19 protein-coding genes, 1 tRNA gene and 3 pseudogenes are annotated in these 22,420 nt (G+C 67.4%); 3 read left to right on the top strand and 20 right to left on the bottom strand.

Translation table 11 applies throughout. The annotated features are described in order from the left end of the window. The first annotated feature begins 166 nt into the window (after nt 1-166). Complete coding sequence (locus Apa02nite_RS40610; protein WP_203829801.1) at nt 167-556, top strand: response regulator; 390 nt, start codon at nt 167-169, stop codon at nt 554-556. A 296-nt stretch (nt 557-852) separates the two neighbouring features. Here the strand turns inward: Apa02nite_RS40610 and Apa02nite_RS40605 are convergent, their stop codons facing one another. The 19 genes and pseudogenes from Apa02nite_RS40605 to cmk all read right to left on the bottom strand — a co-directional run bounded on the left by Apa02nite_RS40605 (nt 853) and on the right by cmk (nt 18,023). Continuing rightward, on the bottom strand, nt 853-2,331 hold the full coding sequence (locus Apa02nite_RS40605) for an aldehyde dehydrogenase family protein (RefSeq protein ID WP_203829800.1): 1,479 nt from the start codon (nt 2,329-2,331) through the stop codon (nt 853-855). 118 nt (nt 2,332-2,449) lie between these two features. Continuing rightward, the gene (locus tag Apa02nite_RS40600) at nt 2,450-3,010 is read right to left on the bottom strand and encodes a transposase (protein WP_203829799.1); all 561 of its coding nucleotides are present in this window, start codon (nt 3,008-3,010) and stop codon (nt 2,450-2,452) included. A gap of 18 nt (nt 3,011-3,028) precedes the next feature. Beyond that, nucleotides 3,029-3,286: pseudogene (locus Apa02nite_RS52470) on the bottom strand (transposase). 76 nt (nt 3,287-3,362) lie between these two features. Beyond that, entirely contained in the window at nt 3,363-4,235 is an 873-nt protein-coding gene (locus tag Apa02nite_RS40590) for an SDR family NAD(P)-dependent oxidoreductase (RefSeq protein WP_203829797.1), read from the bottom strand. Nucleotides 4,236-4,304: 69 nt separating this feature from the next. Then, the gene (locus Apa02nite_RS51520) at nt 4,305-4,670 is read right to left on the bottom strand and encodes a TetR-like C-terminal domain-containing protein (protein WP_239164895.1); all 366 of its coding nucleotides are present in this window, start codon (nt 4,668-4,670) and stop codon (nt 4,305-4,307) included. A 33-nt stretch (nt 4,671-4,703) separates the two neighbouring features. Then, nucleotides 4,704-4,874: pseudogene (locus Apa02nite_RS51515) on the bottom strand (helix-turn-helix domain-containing protein); the annotation flags it as partial. A 496-nt stretch (nt 4,875-5,370) separates the two neighbouring features. Continuing rightward, entirely contained in the window at nt 5,371-6,621 is a 1,251-nt protein-coding gene (locus Apa02nite_RS40580) for a HupE/UreJ family protein (protein ID WP_203829795.1), read from the bottom strand. Beyond that, a complete protein-coding gene (locus Apa02nite_RS40575) occupies nt 6,618-7,781 on the bottom strand; it encodes a DUF3500 domain-containing protein (protein ID WP_239164894.1) in 1,164 nt (387 codons plus the stop codon). The genes Apa02nite_RS40580 and Apa02nite_RS40575 overlap by 4 nt, the downstream gene beginning before the upstream one ends. Before the next feature lie 14 nt (nt 7,782-7,795). Continuing rightward, nucleotides 7,796-8,848 (bottom strand): sensor histidine kinase, encoded by a 1,053-nt coding sequence (locus Apa02nite_RS40570; RefSeq protein WP_203829793.1) that lies wholly within the window; start codon nt 8,846-8,848, stop codon nt 7,796-7,798. Continuing rightward, complete coding sequence (locus Apa02nite_RS51510) at nt 8,845-8,952, bottom strand: winged helix-turn-helix domain-containing protein (protein ID WP_239164890.1); 108 nt, start codon at nt 8,950-8,952, stop codon at nt 8,845-8,847. The genes Apa02nite_RS40570 and Apa02nite_RS51510 overlap by 4 nt, the downstream gene beginning before the upstream one ends. 310 nt (nt 8,953-9,262) lie before the next feature. Continuing rightward, a pseudogene (locus Apa02nite_RS51505) lies at nt 9,263-9,493 on the bottom strand (response regulator); the annotation flags it as partial. A 1,132-nt stretch (nt 9,494-10,625) separates the two neighbouring features. Next, on the bottom strand, nt 10,626-11,711 hold the full coding sequence (locus tag Apa02nite_RS40560) for a hypothetical protein (RefSeq protein ID WP_203829792.1): 1,086 nt from the start codon (nt 11,709-11,711) through the stop codon (nt 10,626-10,628). Nucleotides 11,712-11,808: 97 nt separating this feature from the next. After that, nucleotides 11,809-12,069 carry a hypothetical protein gene (locus Apa02nite_RS40555; protein WP_203829791.1) on the bottom strand — a complete coding sequence of 87 codons (261 nt, stop codon included), beginning with the start codon at nt 12,067-12,069 and terminating at the stop codon, nt 11,809-11,811. Between the two features lie 18 nt (nt 12,070-12,087). Beyond that, on the bottom strand, nt 12,088-13,083 hold the full coding sequence (locus Apa02nite_RS40550) for a tyrosine-type recombinase/integrase (protein ID WP_239164889.1): 996 nt from the start codon (nt 13,081-13,083) through the stop codon (nt 12,088-12,090). Between the two features lie 429 nt (nt 13,084-13,512). Continuing rightward, nucleotides 13,513-14,385: a hypothetical protein gene (locus Apa02nite_RS40545; RefSeq protein WP_203829790.1), complete on the bottom strand. Its 873-nt coding sequence runs from the start codon at nt 14,383-14,385 to the stop codon at nt 13,513-13,515. A 302-nt stretch (nt 14,386-14,687) separates the two neighbouring features. Then, nucleotides 14,688-15,650: a tyrosine-type recombinase/integrase gene (locus Apa02nite_RS40540; RefSeq protein WP_203829789.1), complete on the bottom strand. Its 963-nt coding sequence runs from the start codon at nt 15,648-15,650 to the stop codon at nt 14,688-14,690. A gap of 116 nt (nt 15,651-15,766) precedes the next feature. Further along, a tRNA-Pro gene (locus Apa02nite_RS40535) sits at nt 15,767-15,840 on the bottom strand. A 51-nt stretch (nt 15,841-15,891) separates the two neighbouring features. After that, entirely contained in the window at nt 15,892-17,283 is a 1,392-nt protein-coding gene (gene der, locus Apa02nite_RS40530) for a ribosome biogenesis GTPase Der (RefSeq protein WP_232344291.1), read from the bottom strand. Nucleotides 17,284-17,327: 44 nt separating this feature from the next. Continuing rightward, nucleotides 17,328-18,023: a (d)CMP kinase gene (gene cmk / locus Apa02nite_RS40525; protein WP_067694624.1), complete on the bottom strand. Its 696-nt coding sequence runs from the start codon at nt 18,021-18,023 to the stop codon at nt 17,328-17,330. 528 nt (nt 18,024-18,551) lie between these two features. Here cmk and Apa02nite_RS40520 point away from each other — a divergent pair. Then, on the top strand, nt 18,552-19,208 hold the full coding sequence (locus Apa02nite_RS40520; protein ID WP_203829788.1) for a hypothetical protein: 657 nt from the start codon (nt 18,552-18,554) through the stop codon (nt 19,206-19,208). A 352-nt stretch (nt 19,209-19,560) separates the two neighbouring features. Here Apa02nite_RS40520 and Apa02nite_RS40515 read toward each other — a convergent pair whose 3' ends face one another. Beyond that, nucleotides 19,561-20,100, bottom strand: a complete 540-nt coding sequence (locus Apa02nite_RS40515) for a GNAT family N-acetyltransferase (RefSeq protein WP_203829787.1) — start codon at nt 20,098-20,100, stop codon at nt 19,561-19,563. Between the two features lie 223 nt (nt 20,101-20,323). Here Apa02nite_RS40515 and Apa02nite_RS40510 point away from each other — a divergent pair, with 223 nt between their 5' ends. Next, nucleotides 20,324-22,381 (top strand): bifunctional polysaccharide deacetylase/glycosyltransferase family 2 protein, encoded by a 2,058-nt coding sequence (locus tag Apa02nite_RS40510; RefSeq protein WP_239164888.1) that lies wholly within the window; start codon nt 20,324-20,326, stop codon nt 22,379-22,381. Nucleotides 22,382-22,420: the final 39 nt, after the last annotated feature.

Here is a 22,420-nt window from a genome sequence, read left to right as displayed (position 1 = left end):
CTAGGCCAGAACGGGCCCAGCGGCTCTCAGTCCGCCGATTCGTACTGCGCTCGCAGTAGCCGCACCACTGCGGCAGGACGATTCGGATCAGGCAGGGACCCGCCACTATTGATCTTCCGGCGCACTCCTACAGGTCTGCGCAGTTCCAACACGGGAGGAATCCCTCATGACCATCCGAGTGCTGCTCGCCGATGACCAACCTCTCGTCCGCGAAGCCCTTCGCTTGATGATCGACGCCGATCCGGACATGAGCGTCGTCGCCGAGGCATCCACCGGTGTGGAGGCCATCGCCGGCTGCCGAGCCAGTGCCGCTGACGTCGTCCTCATGGACAACCACATGCCAGGTCTGAGCGGCGTGGAAGCCAGCCGGCAGATCAGCAACGACCCCGGCCTCGCCACCGTACGCATCCTCATGCACACCGCCTTCGTGACCGAAGACCTCATAGCTACGGGAATACCTGCTGGCGTCAGTGGCTTCCTGCACAAAGGCGTCGCCCCCGCCATCCTGCTGCAGTCGATCCGCGACCTGGCCGCTGCCAGCAGCAGCGACCGATGAGTGCCGTCAGGTGCCTCGCTGTCCCCGCCGTTGGCGCCACGCTGCTCCTGCCCGGTACGTTGCTGCCCGGCCTGCCCGGGCCCGCCTGCTGGTCGTCCTCGCCGGCGTGGTCACCCTGGCTACCGAGTTTCCGGACTTGCAGCGCCACGTGTTTCCAGTCCGGTGGGAGTTGAGCGGGTTGGCGAAGAGCGGGTCAAACCGTAGTGCGAGCTGATATCGACTCGCACAACGGTTGGTCAGAGCGCCCTCATCGACGAAGCACTACCTCGGCAGCCTTGTCCGGGAGCGCCCAGAGGTCACGCGTGGCCTGCGAGCCCTTCGGCGTAGACCTTGATCTTTTGGAAGGCCTCGACGCCGTGCGGTCCGACCATGCCGAGACCGCTTTGCTTCCAGCCGGTCGTCTCGAACTCATCGGTGAGTCGTCCCCACGTGTTCAGCCACATGCCGCCAGCCTGGATGGCGTGTCCGACGCGTCGAGCGCGTGCTCGGTCCTGCGTGAAGACGGCCGCGGCGAGCCCGAACTCGGTCGCGTTGGCGCGCCGGATCGCGTCAGCCTCGTCCTCGAACACCTCCATCACCTGTACGGGACCGAACACTTCTTCCTGCACGATCGGCACGTCGGAGTCGTCGACCTCGAGGAGCGTCGGGCGGAAAAAGGCACCTCCCTCCAGAGGCCCATCCGTGACAGGCCCGCCGCGGACGATGACGTCGGCGTACGTCGTGGCGTCGGCTACGATCTTCTCGAGGCGCTCCACGCTGGCCTGGTCGACGACTGGCCCGAGCTCGCTGGTGGGTTCTTCGGCCGGACCGAGCCGGACAGCGCCGATAGCATCTCGCAGTCGGTCCCGGACCTCGTCGGCCACGTCTCGGTGAACGAGGATGCGTGACCCGGTGCAGCAGAACTGACCGTTCATGAGCGTCAGGGCCGTGAGGATGGTGGGCACCGCGACAGCGAGGCCGGCGTCTTCGAACACGACCAGCGGCGTTTTGCCTCCGAGTTCGAGCAGCGCCGGCTTCAGAGCCGCAGCGCACGATGCTGCGATGGCACGACCGACGTTTGTGCTGCCGGTGTACGAGATGACGTCCACGTCCGTCGACTCGACGAGGTGCACTGCTCCGCCACGATGTGGTTCGGTGAAGATGTTTACTGCCCCGGCAGGAAGGGTTGACGACTCGGCGAGCACCTGGGCCAAGAGGTTGTTGGTCAAGGCCGTCTGAACGGGCATCTTCACCACGACCGTGCATCCGGCAGCGAGTGCCGGACCAACGGCCCTGATCGTGAGGTAGACCGGGCTGTTCCAGGGAGTGATGATCCCGGCAACTCCCCGGGCCACCGGTTGGGAGTCGATCAGCATGCCGGGGGTGCTGCTCGTCGCGCGTCCGTTGGTGTGCACCAGCGCGGAGGCCGCTGAGTGGCGAAGCATTGTCGCCGCCGATCCGACTTCCCACGTCGTCTCGACCAGGCGCTTCCCGTTCTCGCGGGCGAGCATGAGCGCAACCTCGTGCTTACGCGCTTCCAGTCGATCCGCCATCTCTGTCAACGCCCGCGAGCGTACTTCAGGGGTCATCGCCCAGTCCGTATTGTCGAAGACGTCGCGGGCGGCCGCCACCGCAAGCTTGGCCTGCTCGAGTCCTCCTACGTCAAAGGTGCCGAGGACCTGCCCGTTCGACGGGTTCACGGATTCGTCGACCGAGCCGGACCCGAGCCAGCTGCCGGCGATCCAGTGCAGGGCCGTCTCGCCGCCCGCTCCGAGGTCGTGGTTCTGCTCGATCATTGATGAAGTCATGCGCGTCTGTTCCTTAATGTTCGTTATCACTACGCGGTGGATGGACACGAAATGCCCGCGCCCAGTCGAGGGCTGCTTCTGTTTGAGTGAGTGTTTGAGAGTGCTGTTATCCGGGCGTGCTGAACATCCGGCAACCCTGGCGGGCGGCGGGTCGACCTCGGTCGAGGCGGCGGATCATGGTGTTGCTCGCGGCCCACCGGATCAATGCCTCGGACACTGCGGGATCACGTTCGTAGTCGCGGGCCAAGCGACGGTCGCCGGTCAGCCAGGCAAGGCCGCGTTCGACCACCCACCGCTTCGGATGTACGACGAAGCCGACCTGGTCGGCGGGCTTGCGGACGATCTCGACGGTGGTGTTGAGCGTTTCGGCGGCCGAGTCGACCAGGCGGCCGGCGAAGCCCTGGTCGGCAAACACCTGCCGGATCGGCGAGAACAGATATGTGCTGAGCAGGGTCGCCTTTGCGCCGTCGCGGTCCTGCCGCGACGCTGACATCACGCAGACCACGACCAGCAGGCCGAGGGTGTTGGTGACGATGAACCGTTTCCGGCCGTTGATCTTCTTTCCGGCGTCGTAGCCGCGGGTGTCCCTGCCGACCATGTCGGCGGCATTGACCGACTGCGAGTCCATGACGCCGGCCGACGGCTCGGCCTCGCGACCTTCCGCCATGCGCAGTCGTTCGCGTTGTTATTCAACGGTGAGTTCGGTGACCTGGCGTTTCTCCCACTGCTGGAACTGCCAGTACACGGTCCGCCAGGGCGGGAAGTCGATCGGCAACTGACGCCACTAGCAGCCGCTACGGACCACGTACAAGATCGCATCGGCCATCGCTTGACGCGGATGCTTCGGGATCCGTCCCGGCGACATGATCAACGGGAGCATCGGCTCCACGATCTCCCACTGCTCATCGGTCAGGTCCGACGGATATCGACGCTCACGCTCCACCCGGTCAGCTTCGGACCGCCTCCGCCCAAGCCAGGGACACGCCGTACGACAGGACTTTCAAACACTCACTGAGAGGTCAGCCCTTCGTCTTGGCCAGTCGCTTGTTCTGCATGCGGAGCATGGAGTCAAGCAACCGGTCCGACGCGATGCGCGGCATGAAGGTGAACATGGCGCCGTCGCGTCCGATCGTGTAACGCGTCTTCGGCCGCCCGGCGGCCACCGCCTTCGAGATCACTGCCGCAGCACGTTCGGGGGACACTCCATCCCGAGCGAAGGCCTTCGCCTGAGCGGTGAACGCTCTGCCGAGTTCGTCGTAGCGCTCGCGCTGGTCAGCGGTCATGGTGTCGGTGATCCGCGCGGCGGCAGCAAGCCCGCTCTCGGTGAGATTGGTGCTTACCGCCCCGGGAGTGATCTTGACGACCGTGACGCCGAATGCTTCGACCTCGCGGCGCAACGAGTCGGACACGGCCTCCATGGCGAACTTCGCGGCCGAGTAGGCGCCAAAGTTCGCCATGGCGACCCGGCCTCCCACCGACGTGACGTTCACGATCCGCCCGTGGCTGGCCAGAAGGAGCGGGAGCAACGCTCGGGTGAGCGCGATCTGGCCGAAGACCGAGACGTCGAACTGATAACGCCAGTCCTCGATCGAGAGAACTTCGACCGGCGCGTTGACCGCGACGCCTGCGTTGTTGACGAGCACCCTGAGCGGACGCCCGTCAGGATCCCGCGTCACCCGGTCCAGGAGCGACGCGATGTGATCGTCGTTGGTGATGTCGAGAATGACCGGCTCGATGCCGGGAGCGGCGATCTTCTGGGCATCTGCCTGCTTGCGAACACCGGCGAGCACGTGGAAGCCGTCCGCCGCCAGACGCTCAGCGGTGGCCCTACCGATACCCGTAGAGGCTCCGGTGACGATGGCAAGTTGAGCCGTTTGATATGACGTTGTCATACGAACCACCATACGGCGGTTCATGTGACAGCGTCAAGTGAAATCGGGAGGCGTTCCGCGCTCGGCTTCTCAGCGCCCGAAGAGTGCGATGAGCTGGTGTACGAGCTCATTGCCCGTCGTGCCCCACTTCGCCTCGCCCATCTGCCCGCTGTGCTCCATGCCTGCGATGCCATGGGCGCTGGTGATGAGGAGAGCACCGCTGCGCAGGGCGTCGTCTTGACCGACGACGTCCGCGACGATCGAGAGAAAGGCGTCCTGGGATGCAGATGCCGCATCAATCAAGGTCTGCGGCTCCCGCGACGGGGTGACGAACATCCGCGCGTAGAGATGAGGGCGTTCCCGCGCGACGGTCAAGAACACGAGCACAGCCTCGTAGAGGCGGTCCCGGCCGGACGATTGCCGATCTGCTCGCAGCCGTTCGAGGTCTGCGCCCATTTGCTCCCACCCCCTGACAGCCAGAGCGGTAAGTAGATCCTCCTTGTCGACGAAATGACCGTATGGGGCCCCTCTGGAGACGCCGGCCCTGGACCCGACCGCCCTCAGGGTCACCGCCTCGGGTCCCCCTTCATCGAGAAGGCTTGAGGCAGCATCAAGAAGCGCGCGCGCTGTAGCAGCTGCGGACTCAGCGCGAGTAGTCATCCCAAAATCCTAGCTGACAGCGTCACACAGACCGGAATTCAGTGGGCACAGCTCAAACCTTCCAGCACCTTCCACCCGGCAGGTCCGCGTCGCCCATGAGCTGAGACGCCTGTTGATCGGCTGAAGAAGCCAGCCGGCGATGACGAAACCTGCCCTGGCACTGCGCAACGTAGCGGGACAGGGGCGGAGGCTTTAGGCCAGGATTTGCGATAGAAGTCCAGCTCAAACCATAAATCCACTATGGAACTACACGGCCGCGACACAGCATTACCTATCGATCACCCAACTTCCACTATATGGGAGAAGTCGGGAAGAATTTGGGAAGTAGAGAGTCCGTGGCCTTTGTTTCCGCAGTTCACGGCCTTGATCTTTTGTGCGCCCGAAGGGACTCGAACCCCTAACCTTCTGGATCCTGACCTCGCTGAGACCAACGGACCGGCGCCTGCACCGCCGAGCGAACCTCATGCGGCGGGCATCCACGATGAGCCCGCCAACCTCAGATCTCGTCATGCCTCGCGCGCAGCCCGGGCACCGACCGGCTCGCCGCCGCGACGGCGGCGACCAGCGCGGCGATCGTGAACGGATGCGCGACCATCGCGTCGGTGACCGCGTCGAGCGGATTCGTGTCGAGCAGCGTGGTCCGCTCGGCCAGCCAGGCCGCGGCGAGCACGACGCCGGTGCCGGCCAGCCCGGTGCGCAGCACCGGGTAGACGCGGGTCCGGCTCAGCACCAGCAGCGACGGCATCAGCAACCCCACCACCGCGAGCTGGGTCAGCTCGATACCGAGATTGAAGCCGACCAGGTCGGCGAGGAGCGAGCCGCGGCCCAGGCCGAGGTCGCCGAGTAGCGCGGCGAAGGCGAGGCCGTGCATGAGCCCGAACCCGGCGGCGATCCACGCCTCGCCGCAGGGGACCAGCGGGCGGATCGCGTGCAAGCCGGAGACCAGGATGGAGACTGCGATCAGGCACTCCACCACCCGGGTCGGAACCGAGATGCAGCCGAGCGCCCCGAGCGCGAGGGTGACCGAGTGGCCGATCGCGAACGCGGTAACCACGTGCACCACCCGCACGCCGTGGCGACGCAGGTCACCGCCGCGGACCCAGCGCCGGCCCCGGGACAGCGCCTGCACCGGCAGCAGCAGCATGATCAGGAACAGCAGGTGGTCGGCGCCGCCGGCGATGTGCTTCACGCCCAGCCGTAATGAGGGAAGGAAGCCGTCCTCGGTGGCGGGGCCGGCGGCCGGCACGGTGATCGTGTGGCCGCGCCAGTCGAGCACGCCGAGGCTGGTGTAGCCGTCCGCGCCCGGCTGCCGGACCGCGACGAACACCTGATGACTGACCACCTTATGCAGAATCGCGTCGTAGTCGAACGTAAAGTCGCCGACCTTGCCGTCCGGTGGGGTCAAGGTCAGGTCGAAGACCAGGTGGTCGACGCCGTCGACCTTCTCGACGCGTCCGCCGCTCAGGTCGACGGCCCATACTCCGGCGCTTCCGGACGCGGCAGCGCGGCTCAGCACGTACCCCCGCAATTCTTTGATCTTGTCCGGGGTCGTCGTGGTGAGCGACTCACCGAGCGCCACCTCGAGGCGGTCAATCGGCACTTGGACCTTTCCGGTCACGGTCGCCGAGCCGGGATCGAGGAGGATGGCGGTCGCGCTGATCGGATGGGCGGCGACGCCGCCGGGCGCCAGACCCGCGATGACCGCGTACGCCAGGACGACGCACGCGATCAGCCGGGCGAACCTCATGACGGGTCGGTGCTGCCGTAGTCATTGTTCTTGTCCCGGTACACAGAGTGGTAGTGGATGTTCGGGGTGCTCATGCTGCGGGTGTTGATGAACTCGATCCAAACGCTCGGGCCGTCGATGCGGATGTAGCTGCTCTCGTCGGTCGGGCCGGTGTTGTTCGCCCAGGCGATCCTGGTCGAATCCAGCTCGGACGTGTACTTCGCGAGGGCCTTGGCAGCCGCGTCGTCGGCCAGGTCGTCGATGTACGCCGCGAGCGCCGCCGTGACCAGCTTCTTCTGCGCGGCGGTCAGCGTCGAGACGACCAGGCCCTCGGAGGCGGGGAACTCACCGTCGTCGTGGGTGGGGCCCATCATCAGGTCGTCGTAGGTGCCCGAGGTCAGCTTCGCCGCGGCCTTCTCGTCGGCACTGAGGGCGGCGACCATCGCAAACATGGTGCTGGACTCCGGCTCGACCGGCGCCACGGTCTTGCCGCCGACCTCAAACGAGGTCGGTTCCGAGCCGACGAACTGCGGGGTCTGGCTGACCTTGTCGCCGTTGTAGGTGAGGTTGCGCGCCAGGTGGTGCCCGCCGAACTGGATCTGGAACGGATCGGTGGCCGACGGGGTGCCGTACACGGCGACGTAGTAGTCGACCAGGCTGCCGAACCCGTCGGCGCCCTGGCCGCCGAGGGTGTTCAGGTAGTCGTCGGACTTCTGGATGTCGAGCACCTGCTGATAGCCGTCGGCGCTGAGTGCGACTTTGAGCATCGCCATCACCGCTGTGCGCTGCGTCTCGCTCAGGTCCTTGAGCGCGACGCCCTTGCGGGCGACCGTGGTGGCCGGGTAGTTCGACCAGGTCTGGCGCGACTGGTTGTCGGTGAACGCAAGGTTGATCTTGGTGAGCTGGGTCGCGTCGAGGGTGGCCAGGAACGCCTTCGCCGCCGCGGCCACGGTCGCGGTGTTCGCGCCGCCGGGGCTGTCGCCGTTCGTGTTCAGGTTCACCGCGGTGAACGTCTGCATGTTCCCCATCCCGCCGCCTGGACCGCCCGAGCCGCCCGGCCCGCCGCGACCGCCCGGCCCGCCCTGGCCGGCCGAACTGGCTGCCGCCGACGGGCTCGCAGTGTCGTCGCCGCTGCCGCACGCGCCGACGGCGAGAGCTGTCACCAGCACGCCGGATGTCACTGCCAACCGCCGCATCATGTACTCCCTGCTTCCTTGGAACCGATCGGAATGGTGAAGGTGAAAGTGGCGCCGCGCCCGGGGCCGGGTGACGCCGCGACGACGTCACCGCGGTGGGCTCGGGCGATGCCCCGCGCGATGGTCAACCCGATGCCGCTGCCTCCGGCCGGCGCCGGCCGGCCCGGGCGAGCGACGCGTTCGAAACGGCTGAAGATGCGGTGCAGATCGGCCTCGCCGATGCCGATGCCGTCGTCGGCGACCTGGACCACCACCTGCGGCGACGGCCCCACAGCGGCGCGGGCCCCGATCCATACCCGACCCCCCGGCTCGCAGGCGACGAGGGCGTTGCCCAGCAGGTTGACCAGAACCTGGGTGACCCGGTCCGGATCACAGGACGCCACCACGGGGCTGTCCGCCGCGACCGACAGGGTCACCTGGTGGTCGTCGTACTGTGACCGCAGCCGCTCGGCGACTGCCCGGGTCAGTCGCGCCATGTCGGTGGTCCGCCGGTGCAGCACGAACGCGCCCTCCTCGGCCACCGACAAGCTGGACAGGTCACCGGCCAGCCGTTCCAGCCGAGCCAGATCGTCGGTCAGCGAGGCGAACATCGCCTCGTCCGACGGGAAGATCCCGTCCGCGATCCCCTCGATCTGGCCGCGCAGGATGGTGATCGGCGTCTTCATCTCGTGCGCGATCTCCGAGACCAGCCGCGCCCGGCGACGCTCGGTGTCGGCCAGCGCCGCGGCGAGGGTGTTGACGTCGCCGACGAGCGCGGCCAGCTCAGGCTCGTTCGGCACGGCCAAAACGTCGCCGTAGTAGCCCTGAGCCAGGCGATGGGTGGCCGCACGCACCGCGTCGAGCGGACGCAGCAGAAACCGGGAGAGCAACACCCCGGCCAGCAGCGCGGTGACCACGCCGACCAACAGGCCGACCTCGACGGCGAGGTCGACGTCGAACGGCGTGTGAGGCGGACCCTTCAGCAGTTCGACGGCGATCCACACGGTGCCTGTCGTCATCACCAGCACGAAGACGTGCGACAGGGCGAGGCGCGTACGCAACGACAGACTCACTGCGCGATCCCGACGAAGCGGTAGCCGACGTTACGGACGGTGCCGGCGAACCGTGGCGCCGCGGCGTCGTCGTCGAGCGCCTTGCGCAGCGTCCGGATGTGCACGTCGATGACCCGTTCGTCGCCAAAGAAGTCGTCGCCCCAGACCTCGGCCAGTAGGCCACCCGGGTGAGACTCGGCCGGGCGCGCGGGCCATCGCCATCAGCAGGTCGAAGTCCAGAGCCGACAGCTCGACCGGGCGGTCGCCGTCCAGCCGCACACTGCGCGTGCCCGGATCGACGGTCAGGCCGTCGAAGCGCAGCGCGGCGTCCGGTTCGGTGCCGCCGGGCTCGATGCGCCGCAGGATAGCCCGGGCCCGCAGAGCCAGCTCGCGGGGACTGAACGGCTTGGTCACGTAGTCGTCGCTGCCGGCGGTGAACCCGATCAGACGGTCGATCTCGTCCGCACGAGCGGTCAGCAGAATCACCGGCACCCGGCTGCTCTCCCGCAGCCGGCGCAGCACCTCGAACCCATCCAGGCCGGGCAGCATCACGTCCAGAATCACCAGATCCGGGCGTTGGTGCAGGGCGGCCTTCAGACCGGTGGGGCCATCGGTCGCCTCGATCACGGCGAAACCGTCGGCCTCGAGGTAGCCACGCACGGTCATCCGGATCTTGGACTCGTCATCAACGACCAGGACACGCTGCACACTCACACCCTTCCCGACATAACATCCTATTCAGTAAATATCGCGACGAGGCTGGCGGTAGGTCCAGAACACTCGAAAGACATCAAGCTCCTACCGCGACGGATATGAAGCTTGTATGAAGGCGGCTCATCGCCGGCCCGTCAGGCCCCGCCGCGCGTACGAGAAAGAACGTTGGCCTACGCGGCGACGTCGATGGTGACGCGTGGACCGCATACCACCAGTCCAGGTAACCCCCGCCGCCTGAACCCTGTCGCCTGCCGCGGCCGTCCTACCGGTCAGACCGATGGCCGCACTTCGCTCACGTCGGCGCTCACGGTCGCGGCGAACGGCAGCCAGGCAGCGCAGAGTGCCAGCCGGAGCACCGCGCTGTCGCCGCCGCAGACCGTCGATGATCGGTACTGGCATTCCACAAAAGCCACCCCTGCTCGCGGATCTGCGCCACTCCAAATCCCGCTCGGCGCGCCGTGGTTTGCGCTTCAGGGATACCCGGCCAGCTGGTCGATCTTGCTGCGGCGAAGCCCGGCTACCTAGCGCCCAGGGCCGGAAACGCAAATGATCACCGGCGAGGACAACTCTTTCATGGCTATGTCATGACTCCCTAAGCATCCTAGGAACCTGGGCTACGACGGGGCGTCAGTCTCGGCGCAAAGCGCCCCAGGAAGCACCTGGTAGAAATTCCATCGAGCGATAAACAGACCCCTTTACTCTCGTGCGCTACATTTTTCACTGAGCAAAAAATCCGTTTAGCAAATTTGGGAGAAGATCGGCAAGCCGCCTTTCCAGAAGAGACCACTCACCCTCCCCGACCCCCACACTGCCAGTGTGTTTCACGGGACCGAGCGGGCCGGGTTTCAGGGGGCCTGGCCGCACTCGTGTGCGTGTATCAGCGACGACTGAGCAGGTCAGCAGGTCGTACGCCGGTAGAGGGCCGATGCGTCAGGGTGTCCGCCGACTGCAACGAGACGCCTGCCCATGCACGACATTCGATGGTGAGGCCGAGCTCGCATACCCCTGGATCGGCATGTCGGAGCGGTACGAATCGCGGGTGCCGGCGCGCGGCCTGTCCTTCAAATCCGCTGTAGTTGTACAGCTACATGAGCCGCTCGGCGTGTTTCTCCGCCTCGGCGCGGACAGCGGCGCAAAACTGCCCCTCAACATCGGAAGCCGCCTCGTCATCCCCGGCGTCGACATACTCCTCGTACAACATCCGGCATCCCCAGATCGCCGACACCAGATCTTCGAGGAGGTCGAGGGCGGGCCTGCGCGGGTCGAGTAGCGTCACGCGCACCGGCTCGGCAACGTCGTCCTCGGCGTCGTCGGGCTGATCTGCCTCCCGCGCGATCGCGATGGCATCAAAGTCCGAGACGAGCCCTTCGGCGACCAGCATCGCGTCGGCGACCATCTCAACGATTACCTGATACACCGACCGGCTGAACTCCAGCAGGCTCAGCACCTCAGCCGGCGACTCATACGGCAAGGCCTCGATGCCGTCAGCAGCGGGAAGAACCTGAGACTCCTCCAGCCCGGACGCCTGCCCCACGACATCGACTGCGGCTTTCAGCCAGTGAGCGGCGGCCACCGACGCCGCGGTCGGGTCGAACGCCTCGAACAACTGCCGGCCACCCAACGGGTTGTCCCGCAACACAGCGTCCGCCGCAGCCACCTGGACCGGGCTCGCACCGGCACGGCTGAGGACCACAGCCTGTACCGCGCGGCCCGTCAAATCGCCGCGCTCGGCCATCTTCACTGCTTGGATCTCTGCCTCGACCTCCGCGCGCACCGCATCGCGCAGCCCCGGATCGTCGACGGCGTGCAGCGCTCGGCCTACCCGATGCGCGGACTCCTCCACCAGGTCATAGCTGACCAGCAGCATCCCGTCCTCATCCGGCAGCTCCGGATTCTGCACGTTGCCCATCACCGAGCTGAAGGCGTCCCGCTCCTGTTGACGCCGCCAACCCTCTGAGTTCACTTCCATGCTCGCCGCAGCACTGGCAGGATGGGTATAGCACCGCCATAACGCCGCAGACAGGCCAGTCAGCTCAGCCGCCAGGGCGAACGCGTCGCCCGCACCCGCCTGCGACGGAACCGCGCTGACCACTGCGGCACGAAGCCCACTGCCGGTAGGCCATGTCCGGATCAGCGCACGGCCCTCAACGTCAACGGCATAACTAGTCACGCCGCACCTCCCTAGAAATGATCCGATAAATCTCTCGTCCCGGCGAGCAGCCCATCACGAGCCTCGCCCGACACCAACAACCCGAACGGGTGTCACCTCAACCGTCGGCAGAACGGCGCGCCCGCGCCTTCGCAGACTTCTCTGCCAGTTGCAACATGTACGCCCGCCGGGCATGGACAGCCATCTGCGTCCGGATCTCCGGTTCCAGCACACCCAGCGGATCCACCTGCTTCTCGAACCGGGCCAAAAACGCCGACGTTGCCGGAGCGGTCCGCCCTTGCCTGTCCGCGGTGTTCGCCCACGACGCATGCGCCGCGATCCGCGCCCGCCGCACTCGTTGCCGCTCGGTCAACGCCATGTCCGCCCTCCCCCAAAGTCAGATCCGGTCACCGATACGCAGCCGGGCATGCGTCAGCTGCGCCCGCTCCGCCGCCGCACTCGCTCCATAACGGCGCGGCATATCATCGGACGACCAGCCCAGGACCAGCATCAGATCCCCCGTATCGCCCCCGGCCAGCTTCCATTCGTGGGCAAAGTTGTGTCGCCAGCGGTGCGCATGAACGTTCGCCACTCCGGCCTGCTCGCCGCGGCGCCGCAGCATGATCTTGATGCCGTTGGCGGCCAAGGGCACCTCGCCCTTCGCCGGCAGCCACAACGCCGGCGTGCCGGAAACGCGACGACGTTCACGCTGCCGCAGATATCGGCTCAACGCCCGGCCGGCCTTGGACCCGAGCCGCACCCGGCGGTCCTTCATGCCCTTACCGTGAAACAGCAACGTGTCGTTGTTGAGGTCGACCTCGGACATTTGTAGTCCCGCGACCTCGGACAGTCGGGCGCCGGTGCTGTAGAAGACACGGATGATGGCCTCGTCGCGCAGCGAGAGGAAGTCCTTGCCCTTGCACGTGGTCAGGATCTTCGCGGTGTCGTCATCGCCGAGGATCGGGATCAGCGTCTGCCCGGTCTTCGGCTGCTTCACCCGATCCAGCGGTGACCGCTCCAGGTCCTCTTCCTCCACCAACCACTTGAAGAACTGCTGCAAGCCCTTGTGCTTGTTCAACGCCGTCGACGCCGACCGGGTCCGCACCATCCACGCCTGGAACTCCTCGACATGACCGCGCTCGACCTCGGTCGGATCCCTCGCCGCCTCCGCCGCTTCCAGACCCCCAGCATCCTCAGCCAGGAAGCGGCCCAACTGCGCGCCGGCGAGCAGATAGTTGTATCGAGTCGTCTCCGGATAGTTGCCCGACCGTAGAGATCGGTCCCAGTCCCGCAGGTAGCCGAACCAGACCGGGGTGAGGCCGTGGCAGACCTTCTCAAGATTCAGCAAGGCCTCATCTCCCAAATTGACGATTAAGCCCTCGCCTGAAAGCAAAGGAAGACACCTTGACTCGGCGAAGGAACGCGTACTGCATGAGCAGTCCGCTCTACGATCATCAATCAGATCTGGCCACCGGAAAAGTTGTCTCCGGTTGCCGGGAGTTGCCGCACCCAACAAGATGTCCCGACCAGAGGCCCCGTGGAATCGCGACGAACGATGATGAACGCTATCGCTACGGTCAATTTTCTAGCGGCTTAGCGACAGCCCGTTGCACTCGCCCCGATCACCAGAAAATAAGGCGCCCAAGGTGGACGTATCCGAATTCTCGACCTATCGTGGAACCGGCAGGCAGGACAGTGGCACCGAGAATTCATCCGGTGACACCCGGCGGCGTGAACCAATAACCTGCCGGTTAAAGTAGGGTCGGCATCCCACATTTTCGCAGGTCAGAGCGTTGCCGCCTCACCGTTGAGCCGCTCTCAGCTACCGGAACCAGTCCAGCTCCTTCAGCTTCGGGACAGAGGCCGGGAGCACCCGCAGCGCGTGAAGTTCACCGCGCTTGACCGGGTGGACCACTTCGATCCATTCGCGGCCGCCACCTTCGGTTAAAGCCCAAGGTATGCCTCGCAGATAAGACATGGCGAAGCTGGCAAAGTATGGAGTCGCTCCACGACCGACCTTGCGCTTGTGCAGGACCAACCCGGCAGGGTCGACCCCTCGATCGATCAGATACGCGAAGACCGCGCCCGCCGAACGATACAGAGGACTCGTCGGCGGCCAGCGCATCCAAAGATGCTCATCCACCACGGGGTGAGCCAGATGTCTGGGCTCGGCATCCGGAAGGGTCAGCCGCTCAACGGTGATCGCGCCCCGATCGATGGCCTCAACGAAGTGCGCGCGAACAAAACGCGGCAGCCACCGGTCCAGCCCCTCGAACTGCGGCAACATCGCGTGCCGTTCGGCCCGACCCGCCGTCGGATCCGGCTTGATCTCATGAAGCCGCGCCAGCGCAGTGCTCAGATCATCCCCGCGACGCCACAACAGCGTCATCGGGAAGTCCGCCGCCTCATGGCCGTTGAACATGAACTGCATCCCACGCCTGCGTCCCGCGAGCGGCCGGCGAAGCGCAAGGTACCCGTCGTGCCCCGCGCTCAGCGCGTCAACGAACGCCGACGACCACGCCCAGTCCTTGTCGAACTCCACGTCCAAGTCGACGTCACCCGGCTGCAGAGCACCACGCGCGAAGGACCCGAAGACGTAAACCTCGCGGATCAGGCTCAAAGGCCGCTCCCCCTGACCTTCCAGCAGATGGCCCAGCAGCTCCTCGATCAGCGCCACCGCACGCGAGCGCTCCACGGCGCCTCCCCTCCCCCGTTGTCGGCCGCAGACGTGCGCCGGACGAACCCTCCGAGAGCGCGGCTGGCAATCCTGTACGGGTTACCCAGCCGCGCTCTCGCTGCCGGCGTGCCTCGATCGTGGACACCTTGACTAGATGAAAGTGCACGTAGCGGCCTGCCTGCGGTGCGTGGTTCCATCCTCGGCCAGCGAGCCGCCACACCGATAGTTGTCTCCGGTTGTCGGGGGTTGCCGGGGGTTGCCGCCCCTCTCCTTGGTGAAGATCCGAAGGCGGCCGGCCTCTTGTCGGGACTGGCCTTGGCTCAGACGCGCTCGCCGATGCCCATCTGGGACTGGAGTTCCTGTGCCCGCTCCGCGGCCGCGCTCGCCCCGTACCGGCGTGGCATGTCCTCCGACGCCCAGCCGAGCAGCAGCATCAGGTCGCCGGTGTTGCCGCCCTTCTTGTGCCACTCGTGGGCGAAGTTGTGCCGCCACCGGTGCGCGTGCGTGCCTTCGACGCCGGCCGTGGCTCCGCGTCGCTTCAGCATGATTTTGATGCCGTTCGGGGCGAGGGGTTTCCCGCCTCGTTCGGCCAGCCACAACTGCGGCACCTTGTCGGCGTCTTTCCGCTTGGCGCGGGCCCGTAGATAGCGGGCGATGGCCCGCGACGTCTTCGGACCGAATCGGACCCGGCGGTCTTTGGCGCCTTTGCCGTGCAGCAGCACCGACTCGGTGTTCATGTCCAGATCGGTCAGCTTCAGGTTGCCGATCTCGGACAGACGGGCGCCGGTGTTGTAGTACAGCCGGATGATCGCTTCGTCGCGCAACGCCAGGAACGTTTTGCCTTTGGTCGAGTCGAGCAGCTTCTTCGTGTCGTCGTCACCCATGATCGCGACGAGCTTCTGCTCAACGATCGGCTGCTTCACCCGCGCCATCGGGGACTTGTCGATCTCCTCTTCCTCGAGGAGGTACTTGAAGAACTGCTGCAGGCTCTTGTGCTTGTTCAGCGCGGTCGACGCCGAGCGGGTTTCGATCATCCAGGACTGAAAGGACTCGACGTGTCCCTTCGTCACCAGGGTCGGGTCTTTCGCGGCGTCGCGGGCGTCGTAGTCCGGAGATTCCTGCGCCAGATATTTACCCAATTGGGCGGCTGCGAGGAGGTAGTTGTAGCGGGTCGTTTCCGGGTGATTCCCGGCCCGTAGGGCGCGGTCCCAGTCGCGCAGGAAGCCGGCCCAGTCGCCCTTCTCCAGGCCTTCGCACAGTCGGTCGAGCTTCAGTAGGGGCATCTCTCGTCACCTGCCGAGTCAAGGGGTCTACAAGCGGCGTGCTCGATCCCGGTGACGTCGTCAGACACGAAAAAGGGGCTCCCGCAAGTCGCTGACCTGTGGAAACCCCTCCGCTGTCGGGCTGACAGGATTTGAACCTGCGACCCCTTGACCCCCAGTCAAGTGCGCTACCAAGCTGCGCTACAGCCCGATCCCGCCCGGAACCTCAGCCCCGCGCGACATCTCCTAAAGCTTACCAACCTCACCCATGCGCTTTTCCGCGACCCCCCGGCCCGGTCTTCTTCCTCGGCTTCACCGAGATCTCGATCGGCGTCCCCTCGAACCCGAACTCCTCACGGAGTTTGCGCTCGATGAACCGCAGGTACCCCGCGTCGAACGGCCCGGTCGTGAACAGCACGAACCGCGGCGGAGCAGCCCCGGCCTGGGTCGCGAAGAGCACGCGAGGCGCGCGCCCACCCCGAACCGGGTGCGGCGTCCCCTGCGTCAACGCGGTCAGCCACTGGTTCAGCGCACCGGTCGGTACCCGCTGCTCCCAGCCGGCCAGCGCCCGGCGGACGGCCGGCGCGAGCTTGTCGACCGCGCGGCCCGTCTTGGCCGAGATGTTGACGCGGATCGCCCAGGTCACTCGTTTGAGGTCGCGGTCGATCTCTTTGTCCAGGTAGAACCGGCGGTCCTCGTCGACGAGGTCCCACTTGTTGAAGGCGATCACCAGGGCGCGACCGGACTCGATCACCTGGGTGATCACTCGCTGGTCCTGCTCGCTGATCACGTCGCCGGCGTCCAGCAGGACGACGGCGACCTCGGCGGCCTCGACGGCGCCGGCGGTGCGCAGGGCGGCGTAGTACTCGGTGCCGGACGCCTGGTGGACGCGCTTGCGCAGGCCCGCCGTGTCGACCAGCTGCCAGATCTCGCCGTCCATCTCGACCAGGCTGTCGACCGGGTCGACCGTGGTGCCCGCGACCGAGTCGACGACCGCGCGCTCCTCCTTGGCCATCCGGTTGAGCAGGCTGGACTTGCCGACGTTGGGCCGGCCGACCAGCGCGATCCGGCGCGGGCCACGCGGGGCGCCCTCGATGATCGGCGGGGTGGGCGGCAGCGCGCGGAGGATGTCGTCGAGCAGGTCACCGGAGCCGCGGCCGTGCAGCGCCGAGATCGGGTGCGGCTCGCCGAGGCCGAGCGACCACAGCGACACCGCCTCGAGCTCGAGGTTCTGGTTGTCGGCCTTGTTCGCGATCAGGATGACCGGCTTGTGGCTGCGCCGCAGCATCTTCACCGCGGCCTCGTCGACGTCGGTGGCGCCGACCGTGACGTCCACGACGAAGATCACCACGTCGGCGGTCTGCACCGCGATCTCGGCCTGGGCGGCGATCGCGCCGGCCCGGTCCTTGGCGTCGGGTTCCCAGCCGCCGGTGTCGACGACGGTGAACCGGCGACCGGTCCACTGCGCGTCGTAGGGCACCCGGTCCCGGGTCACCCCGGGAACGTCCTCGACGACCGCCTGGCGGCGGCCGATGATGCGGTTGACCAGCGTCGACTTGCCGACGTTGGGGCGGCCGACGACGGCGACGACCGGCACCGGTCCGGTATGGGACTCGTCATCGATCGGCGATGAGGAGTCAGAGGCGTAGTCGATCCCGCCCTCGAAATCATTGATGTCGAGGCCGGCGGGGAATTCAGTCACTTACTTACCTTGCTGTCGAGCAGACTCAGGAGGTGCTGCACGACCTCGTCGATACCCATTCCGGTGGTGTCCACCTCGAGGGCGTCGGAGGCCTGACGCAGCGGGTCGGTAGCACGGCTGGAGTCCAGCTTGTCGCGGCGCGCCAGGTCCGCTTCGGTGGCCGCCACATCGGTGGCGTCCTCGGCGCTGCGCCGCGCGGCGCGGGCGGCGGCCGAGGCGGTCAGATAAACCTTCAGATCAGCGTCCGGCGCGACCACCGAGGCGATGTCCCGGCCCTCGACGATGATCCGCGGCTGCGACGCGATGATCGCCTGCTGCAGCGCGACCAGGTGTTTGCGGACCGCCGGCACCGCGGCCACGGCGGAGACCGCTCCGGTCACCTCGGCGCCCCGGATGGGTTCGTCGACATTCGTCCCGTTGGCGGCGAAATGCGGTGCCGCCGGGTCGGTGCCGATCGACAACTCGGTCTCCAGCGCGATCTTCGCGATGGCGTCCGGATCGGTCAGATCCACACCGGCCTGCAGCACCGCCCAGGTCACCGCGCGGTACATCGCGCCGGTGTCCAGATACACGCCGTCGACCGCGGTCGCCAGACGACGGGAGACGGTGGACTTGCCCGAGCCGGACGGGCCGTCGACTGCGACGACGCACTCCTTCGGCCGTACCTCTAGCGCCACCGTTCCTCCTGACATCCCCACGGCAACAACCCTCCCATTGTGCCCGCCGTCGCGGCGCCCGACGAACCTGGGGCACCCCGCGACCTGCGGGTGATCACCACGACACGCTCACGCAGCACCGGGACCGGACCCGGGCGACGCTGCGGAGAACGGCCGCTTTCACTCCGTACAAAATCGGGGTTGAGACCGCCGCGCCTGCGGCGCCGAACCAACCGCATCGCTTGCGGCCGACGGTGGTCCTTGTTCTTTCCCGGGTACGACGTGAGCCTCCCCCGTCCACGACTGAGATCCGCCGTGGGGGATTTCGGATGCCAGGTCCAGCCTACCGGACCCGCCAGACCCGCGACGATCGGGCGAAAAGCCACCTTGACCAGCAGTTTCGTCGACTTACGCTGGCACTCACGTCGATCCGTCAGGGGGCCGGATGCACGTGGGTGAGGCCTGGAGCCGTTCGTCACACGTGAAACGCCACTGGCCGGCCCTGCCGGAGCCGGACGTCGTCCTGGAGGGCCTCGCGGTGAATCCCGCGTTGCCCGGCCCTCTGTGCTCCGGCTCATCGCGGAGCACGGCGGGGCCGCGGCCGACGGGCTCGCCGAGCGCGAGCCACTGTCCGCCACGGCCGTCACCGCGATGGCCGGGCACCCCGATCCGTGGGTGCGCGCCGCTCTCGCCGGCAACCGATCGATCGCCGCGGAGATCCGGCTGCGGCTGCACGACGACCCGGACCCGCTGGTCCGGCAACGGATCCAGAACGTCCGCGACCTGCCCCGCCCGGAGTCCGCGTTGTCGCGGATCCTGGAGCGGTATCTGAGCTGGAGCGAACGGGGGATGCTCACCGACGAGGAACTGATCGGTGAGCTGATGGAGGAAGCCACCCGCGACCCGCTCGCCCATCCGCTGCCCGCTGTCCGGCGGGCGTTCGCGGGCCGTCGGCAGCTGACCGCGGCCCAAGCGGTCCGTCTCGGGGCGGACCCGGACCCGTCGGTCCGGACCGCGGTCTCCCTGCACCCGGTGCTGACCGAGGAGCAGTTGTCCGCCATCGACATCGACCCGGGCAGCGCGGGCTCCGACAGGCACTCAAGCCGGTCCGGCCCTGCTGGACGACCTGCTCACCGATCCGGACGAGCAGGTCCGCCGAGCTGCGGCACGGTCCCGGCAGCTCCCGGTGGCCCGGATCGTCGCCCTGCTCGACGACCCTGAGCTGCGCGGCTTCGCCGCCGCCAACCCCGCCCTGCCGGTGACCGAGATGCCCCCCGCCTCGAGTTCCCCCGGCTGGTCCCCAGAGGTGCCTCCGCACCTCCGAGACACCCCTAGCAACCAGCCCGGACCCAACGACCCCGCAACCCCAAGCGGACCGCGGGCCAAACGGACCACGCAGGCCGCCACGGCCCCGGCTGGTCCCCAGGGGTGCCTCCGGGCCTCTGACACACCCCTGAGGACCAGCCACGGCCCCGGACCGGGCCACGGTCTGGACCACGGCGGGCCGGCACGCCGGCGGCCCTCGGCCGCCCCGGCGGGCCCGGCCGCCCCGGCGAGGGCGGCGAGGGCGGGGTTACCAGACGTCGCCGTCGCGCCAGTCGCAGATCAAGAGGGCGGCCTCGTTGAGCGGGGTGCCGTCGGGGACGGGGCGGACCAGGGTGCTGTCGTCGTCCTCCTCGGTGCGACGGATGCCGGTGGGGGTGACTACCGCCGTGCCGCCTGGCCACAGGTGCCAGCCGCGGGTCAGATAGAGGGCCCGGCCGGCCCGGGACGCTGACAGGGCGCCGAGGGCGTAGCCGTTGTCGATGATGCGTTCGGCCTCGGTCATCACCGCGGTGGCGAAGCCGCGGCGCCGGTGGGCCGGGTGCACGGCGACCGCTTCGACGTAGCCGCACCGCCAGGAGCGGCCCTGGTGCAGGAAGCGGCGCTGCACCACCGCGCCGTGCGCGATCAGGGTGCCGTCCACAGAGATCAGGATGTGCAACCCGCCGAGGGTGTGCTCCCAGTCGTGGTCGTCGAAGTTTCCGGCGAAGGCGTCGTCGAGCAGGGCGCGCAGACGGGCACGATCGCTCGATGTGAGATCGGCGGTGGCCACCGTGCGAAGGACAGTCATGCCGCATGGTCCCAGAATTCCGGCGCCATTTCGGTAATCGCCACGGATACGCACTGTCACTTTTTCGCACAGAAGCGGGCCGGGTCGCGCACAGGGCCCGCCAAGATTGCATTTCTAGGTTCCTCACCCAGGGATTCCGGGCCGTTCCGGAAACGAAAGGGAAACTGTGCCGAAGGAACCGAGGAGAATTCACCGGCCGCGTCCACGATGGATCGTTTTCGCCGTGCTCATCAGTTTGTTCGCGAGCATTCTTCTGGTGAACGGGCTCGTTCAGGGTGAATTCACGCAGGACGGGGCGACCGCGGCCACCACGCAGACCTCGCAGGTGCCGGCCGAGGCGCTCACCGGCGGGCCGCTCATCGCGACCGACGGGACCACGACCACCAGCGTGTCGGTGCCGGACAAGCAGATCGTGCTCACCTTCGACGACGGGCCCGACCCCGAGTACACCCCGGAGATCCTCGAGGTGCTCGCCGAATACGGCGTCACCGGCACGTTCTTCATGATCGGTTCACAGATCAGCGAGTACCCGGACCTGGTCAGACAGGTCGCCGAGGCGGGCAACGAGATCGGCATCCACACCTACACCCACCCCGAGCTGTCCGGGGCGAGCGAGTGGCGGCGCACCGTCGAGATGCGCGAGACCCAGCTCGCGCTGGCCGGCGCGGCCGGGGTGACCAGCGTGATCTTCCGGCCGCCGTACTCGTCGACGGTGGCCGCGCTGGACGACGACAGCTGGGCCGTCATGCAGGACATGGGTGAGCAGGGTTATCTCACCGTGGTCAACGACCTGGACAGCCGGGACTGGGAGGAAGACGTCACGGTCGACGACATCGTCGAGGCGGTGACTCCGGACGACGGCGCGGGGGCGGTGCTGCTCTTCCACGACGGCGGCGGGGACCGGTCGCTGACCGCCGACGCGCTGCGCGAGGTGATCCCGGCGCTGCTCGCCGAGGGGTACACGTTCACCACGGTGGCCGCGGTCTCCGGGATGGCGACGGTCAACCCGGATGCGACAGCGGGTGAGCAGGCGCTCGGGCTGGGCCTGGTCGGCGCGGTGCAGATCGCCACGCACGTGTCGGTGTGGTTCTCCGGGCTGCTGCTGATCTTCGGGGTACTGACCGTGGCGCGGTTGCTGTTCATGCTGGTCCTGGGCCGGCGGCACGCCCGCCGCGGCAGGTCCGGGCACCGCTGGGGGCCGGTGTTCACCGAGCCGGTCACGGTGATCGTGCCGGCCTACAACGAGAAGGAATGCATCGCCGACACTCTCGGTTCGCTGGTGGCGAGCACCCATCCGGTACGGATCATCGTGGTCGACGACGGGTCCACGGACGGCACCGCCGAGATCGCCGAGTCCCTCGGGCTGCCCGGCGTGACAGTGCTCCGCCAGCCCAACAGTGGCAAGCCGGCCGCCCTGAACGCCGGCATCGCGGCCGCGGACACCGACGTCGTGGTGATGATGGACGGCGACACGGTGTTCGAGCCGGACACCGTACGCCTGCTGGTCCAGCCGTTCGCCGACCCCGCGATCGGGGCGGTCGCCGGCAACGCGAAGATCGCCAACCGGACCGGGATGATCGCGCTCTGGCAGCACATCGAGTACGTGGTCGGCTTCAGCGTCGACCGGCGCGCGCAGGACGTGATGGGCTGCATGGCGACCGTCCCGGGTGCCGTGGGCGCGTTCCGGACCGAGGCGTTGCGGCAGGTCGACGGGCTCAGCGACGACACCCTGGCCGAGGACACCGACCTGACCATGGCGATCGTCCGGGCCGGCTGGCGGGTGGTCTACGAGGAGCGGGCGCGGGCCTGGACCGAGGCGCCGGCCACCGTCGGGCAGTTGTGGCGGCAGCGCTACCGGTGGAGTTACGGCACCATGCAGGCGATGTGGAAGCACCGCCGGGCAGTGGTGGAGAAGGGCAGTTTCGGACGGCGGGGATTGCTCAATCTCGCGTTGTTCCAGACCCTGATGCCGTTGTTGTCGCCGCTCATCGACGTTTTCCTGATTTACGGGCTGCTGTTCCTGAATCCGGCCGAAACGGTGCTCGCCTGGCTCACCATGCTGGCCGTCCAGGTGTTCAGCACGGTCTATGCGTTCCGGCTCGACGCGGAATCGCTGCGGCCGATCTGGCGGGTGCCGATCCAGCAGTTCGTCTATCGCCAGCTGATGTATCTGGTGCTGATCCAGTCGACCCTCGCGGCGCTCGGCGGCATCCGCCTCGGCTGGCAGAAACTGCAGCGGGCCGGGGGCCTGAGCGCCCTGCTCGGCGCCCGCGCCCGGTGATCCCCGGCCGTCGTCGCGATACTGCGGCGACGGCCGAAC

The sequence above is a fragment of the Actinoplanes palleronii genome (assembly GCF_016862315.1).
Classification (GTDB): Bacteria; Actinomycetota; Actinomycetes; order Mycobacteriales; family Micromonosporaceae; genus Actinoplanes; species Actinoplanes palleronii.
Note: the sequence above shows the minus strand (reverse complement) of the source record. Positions and strands in the feature narration are given on the sequence as shown.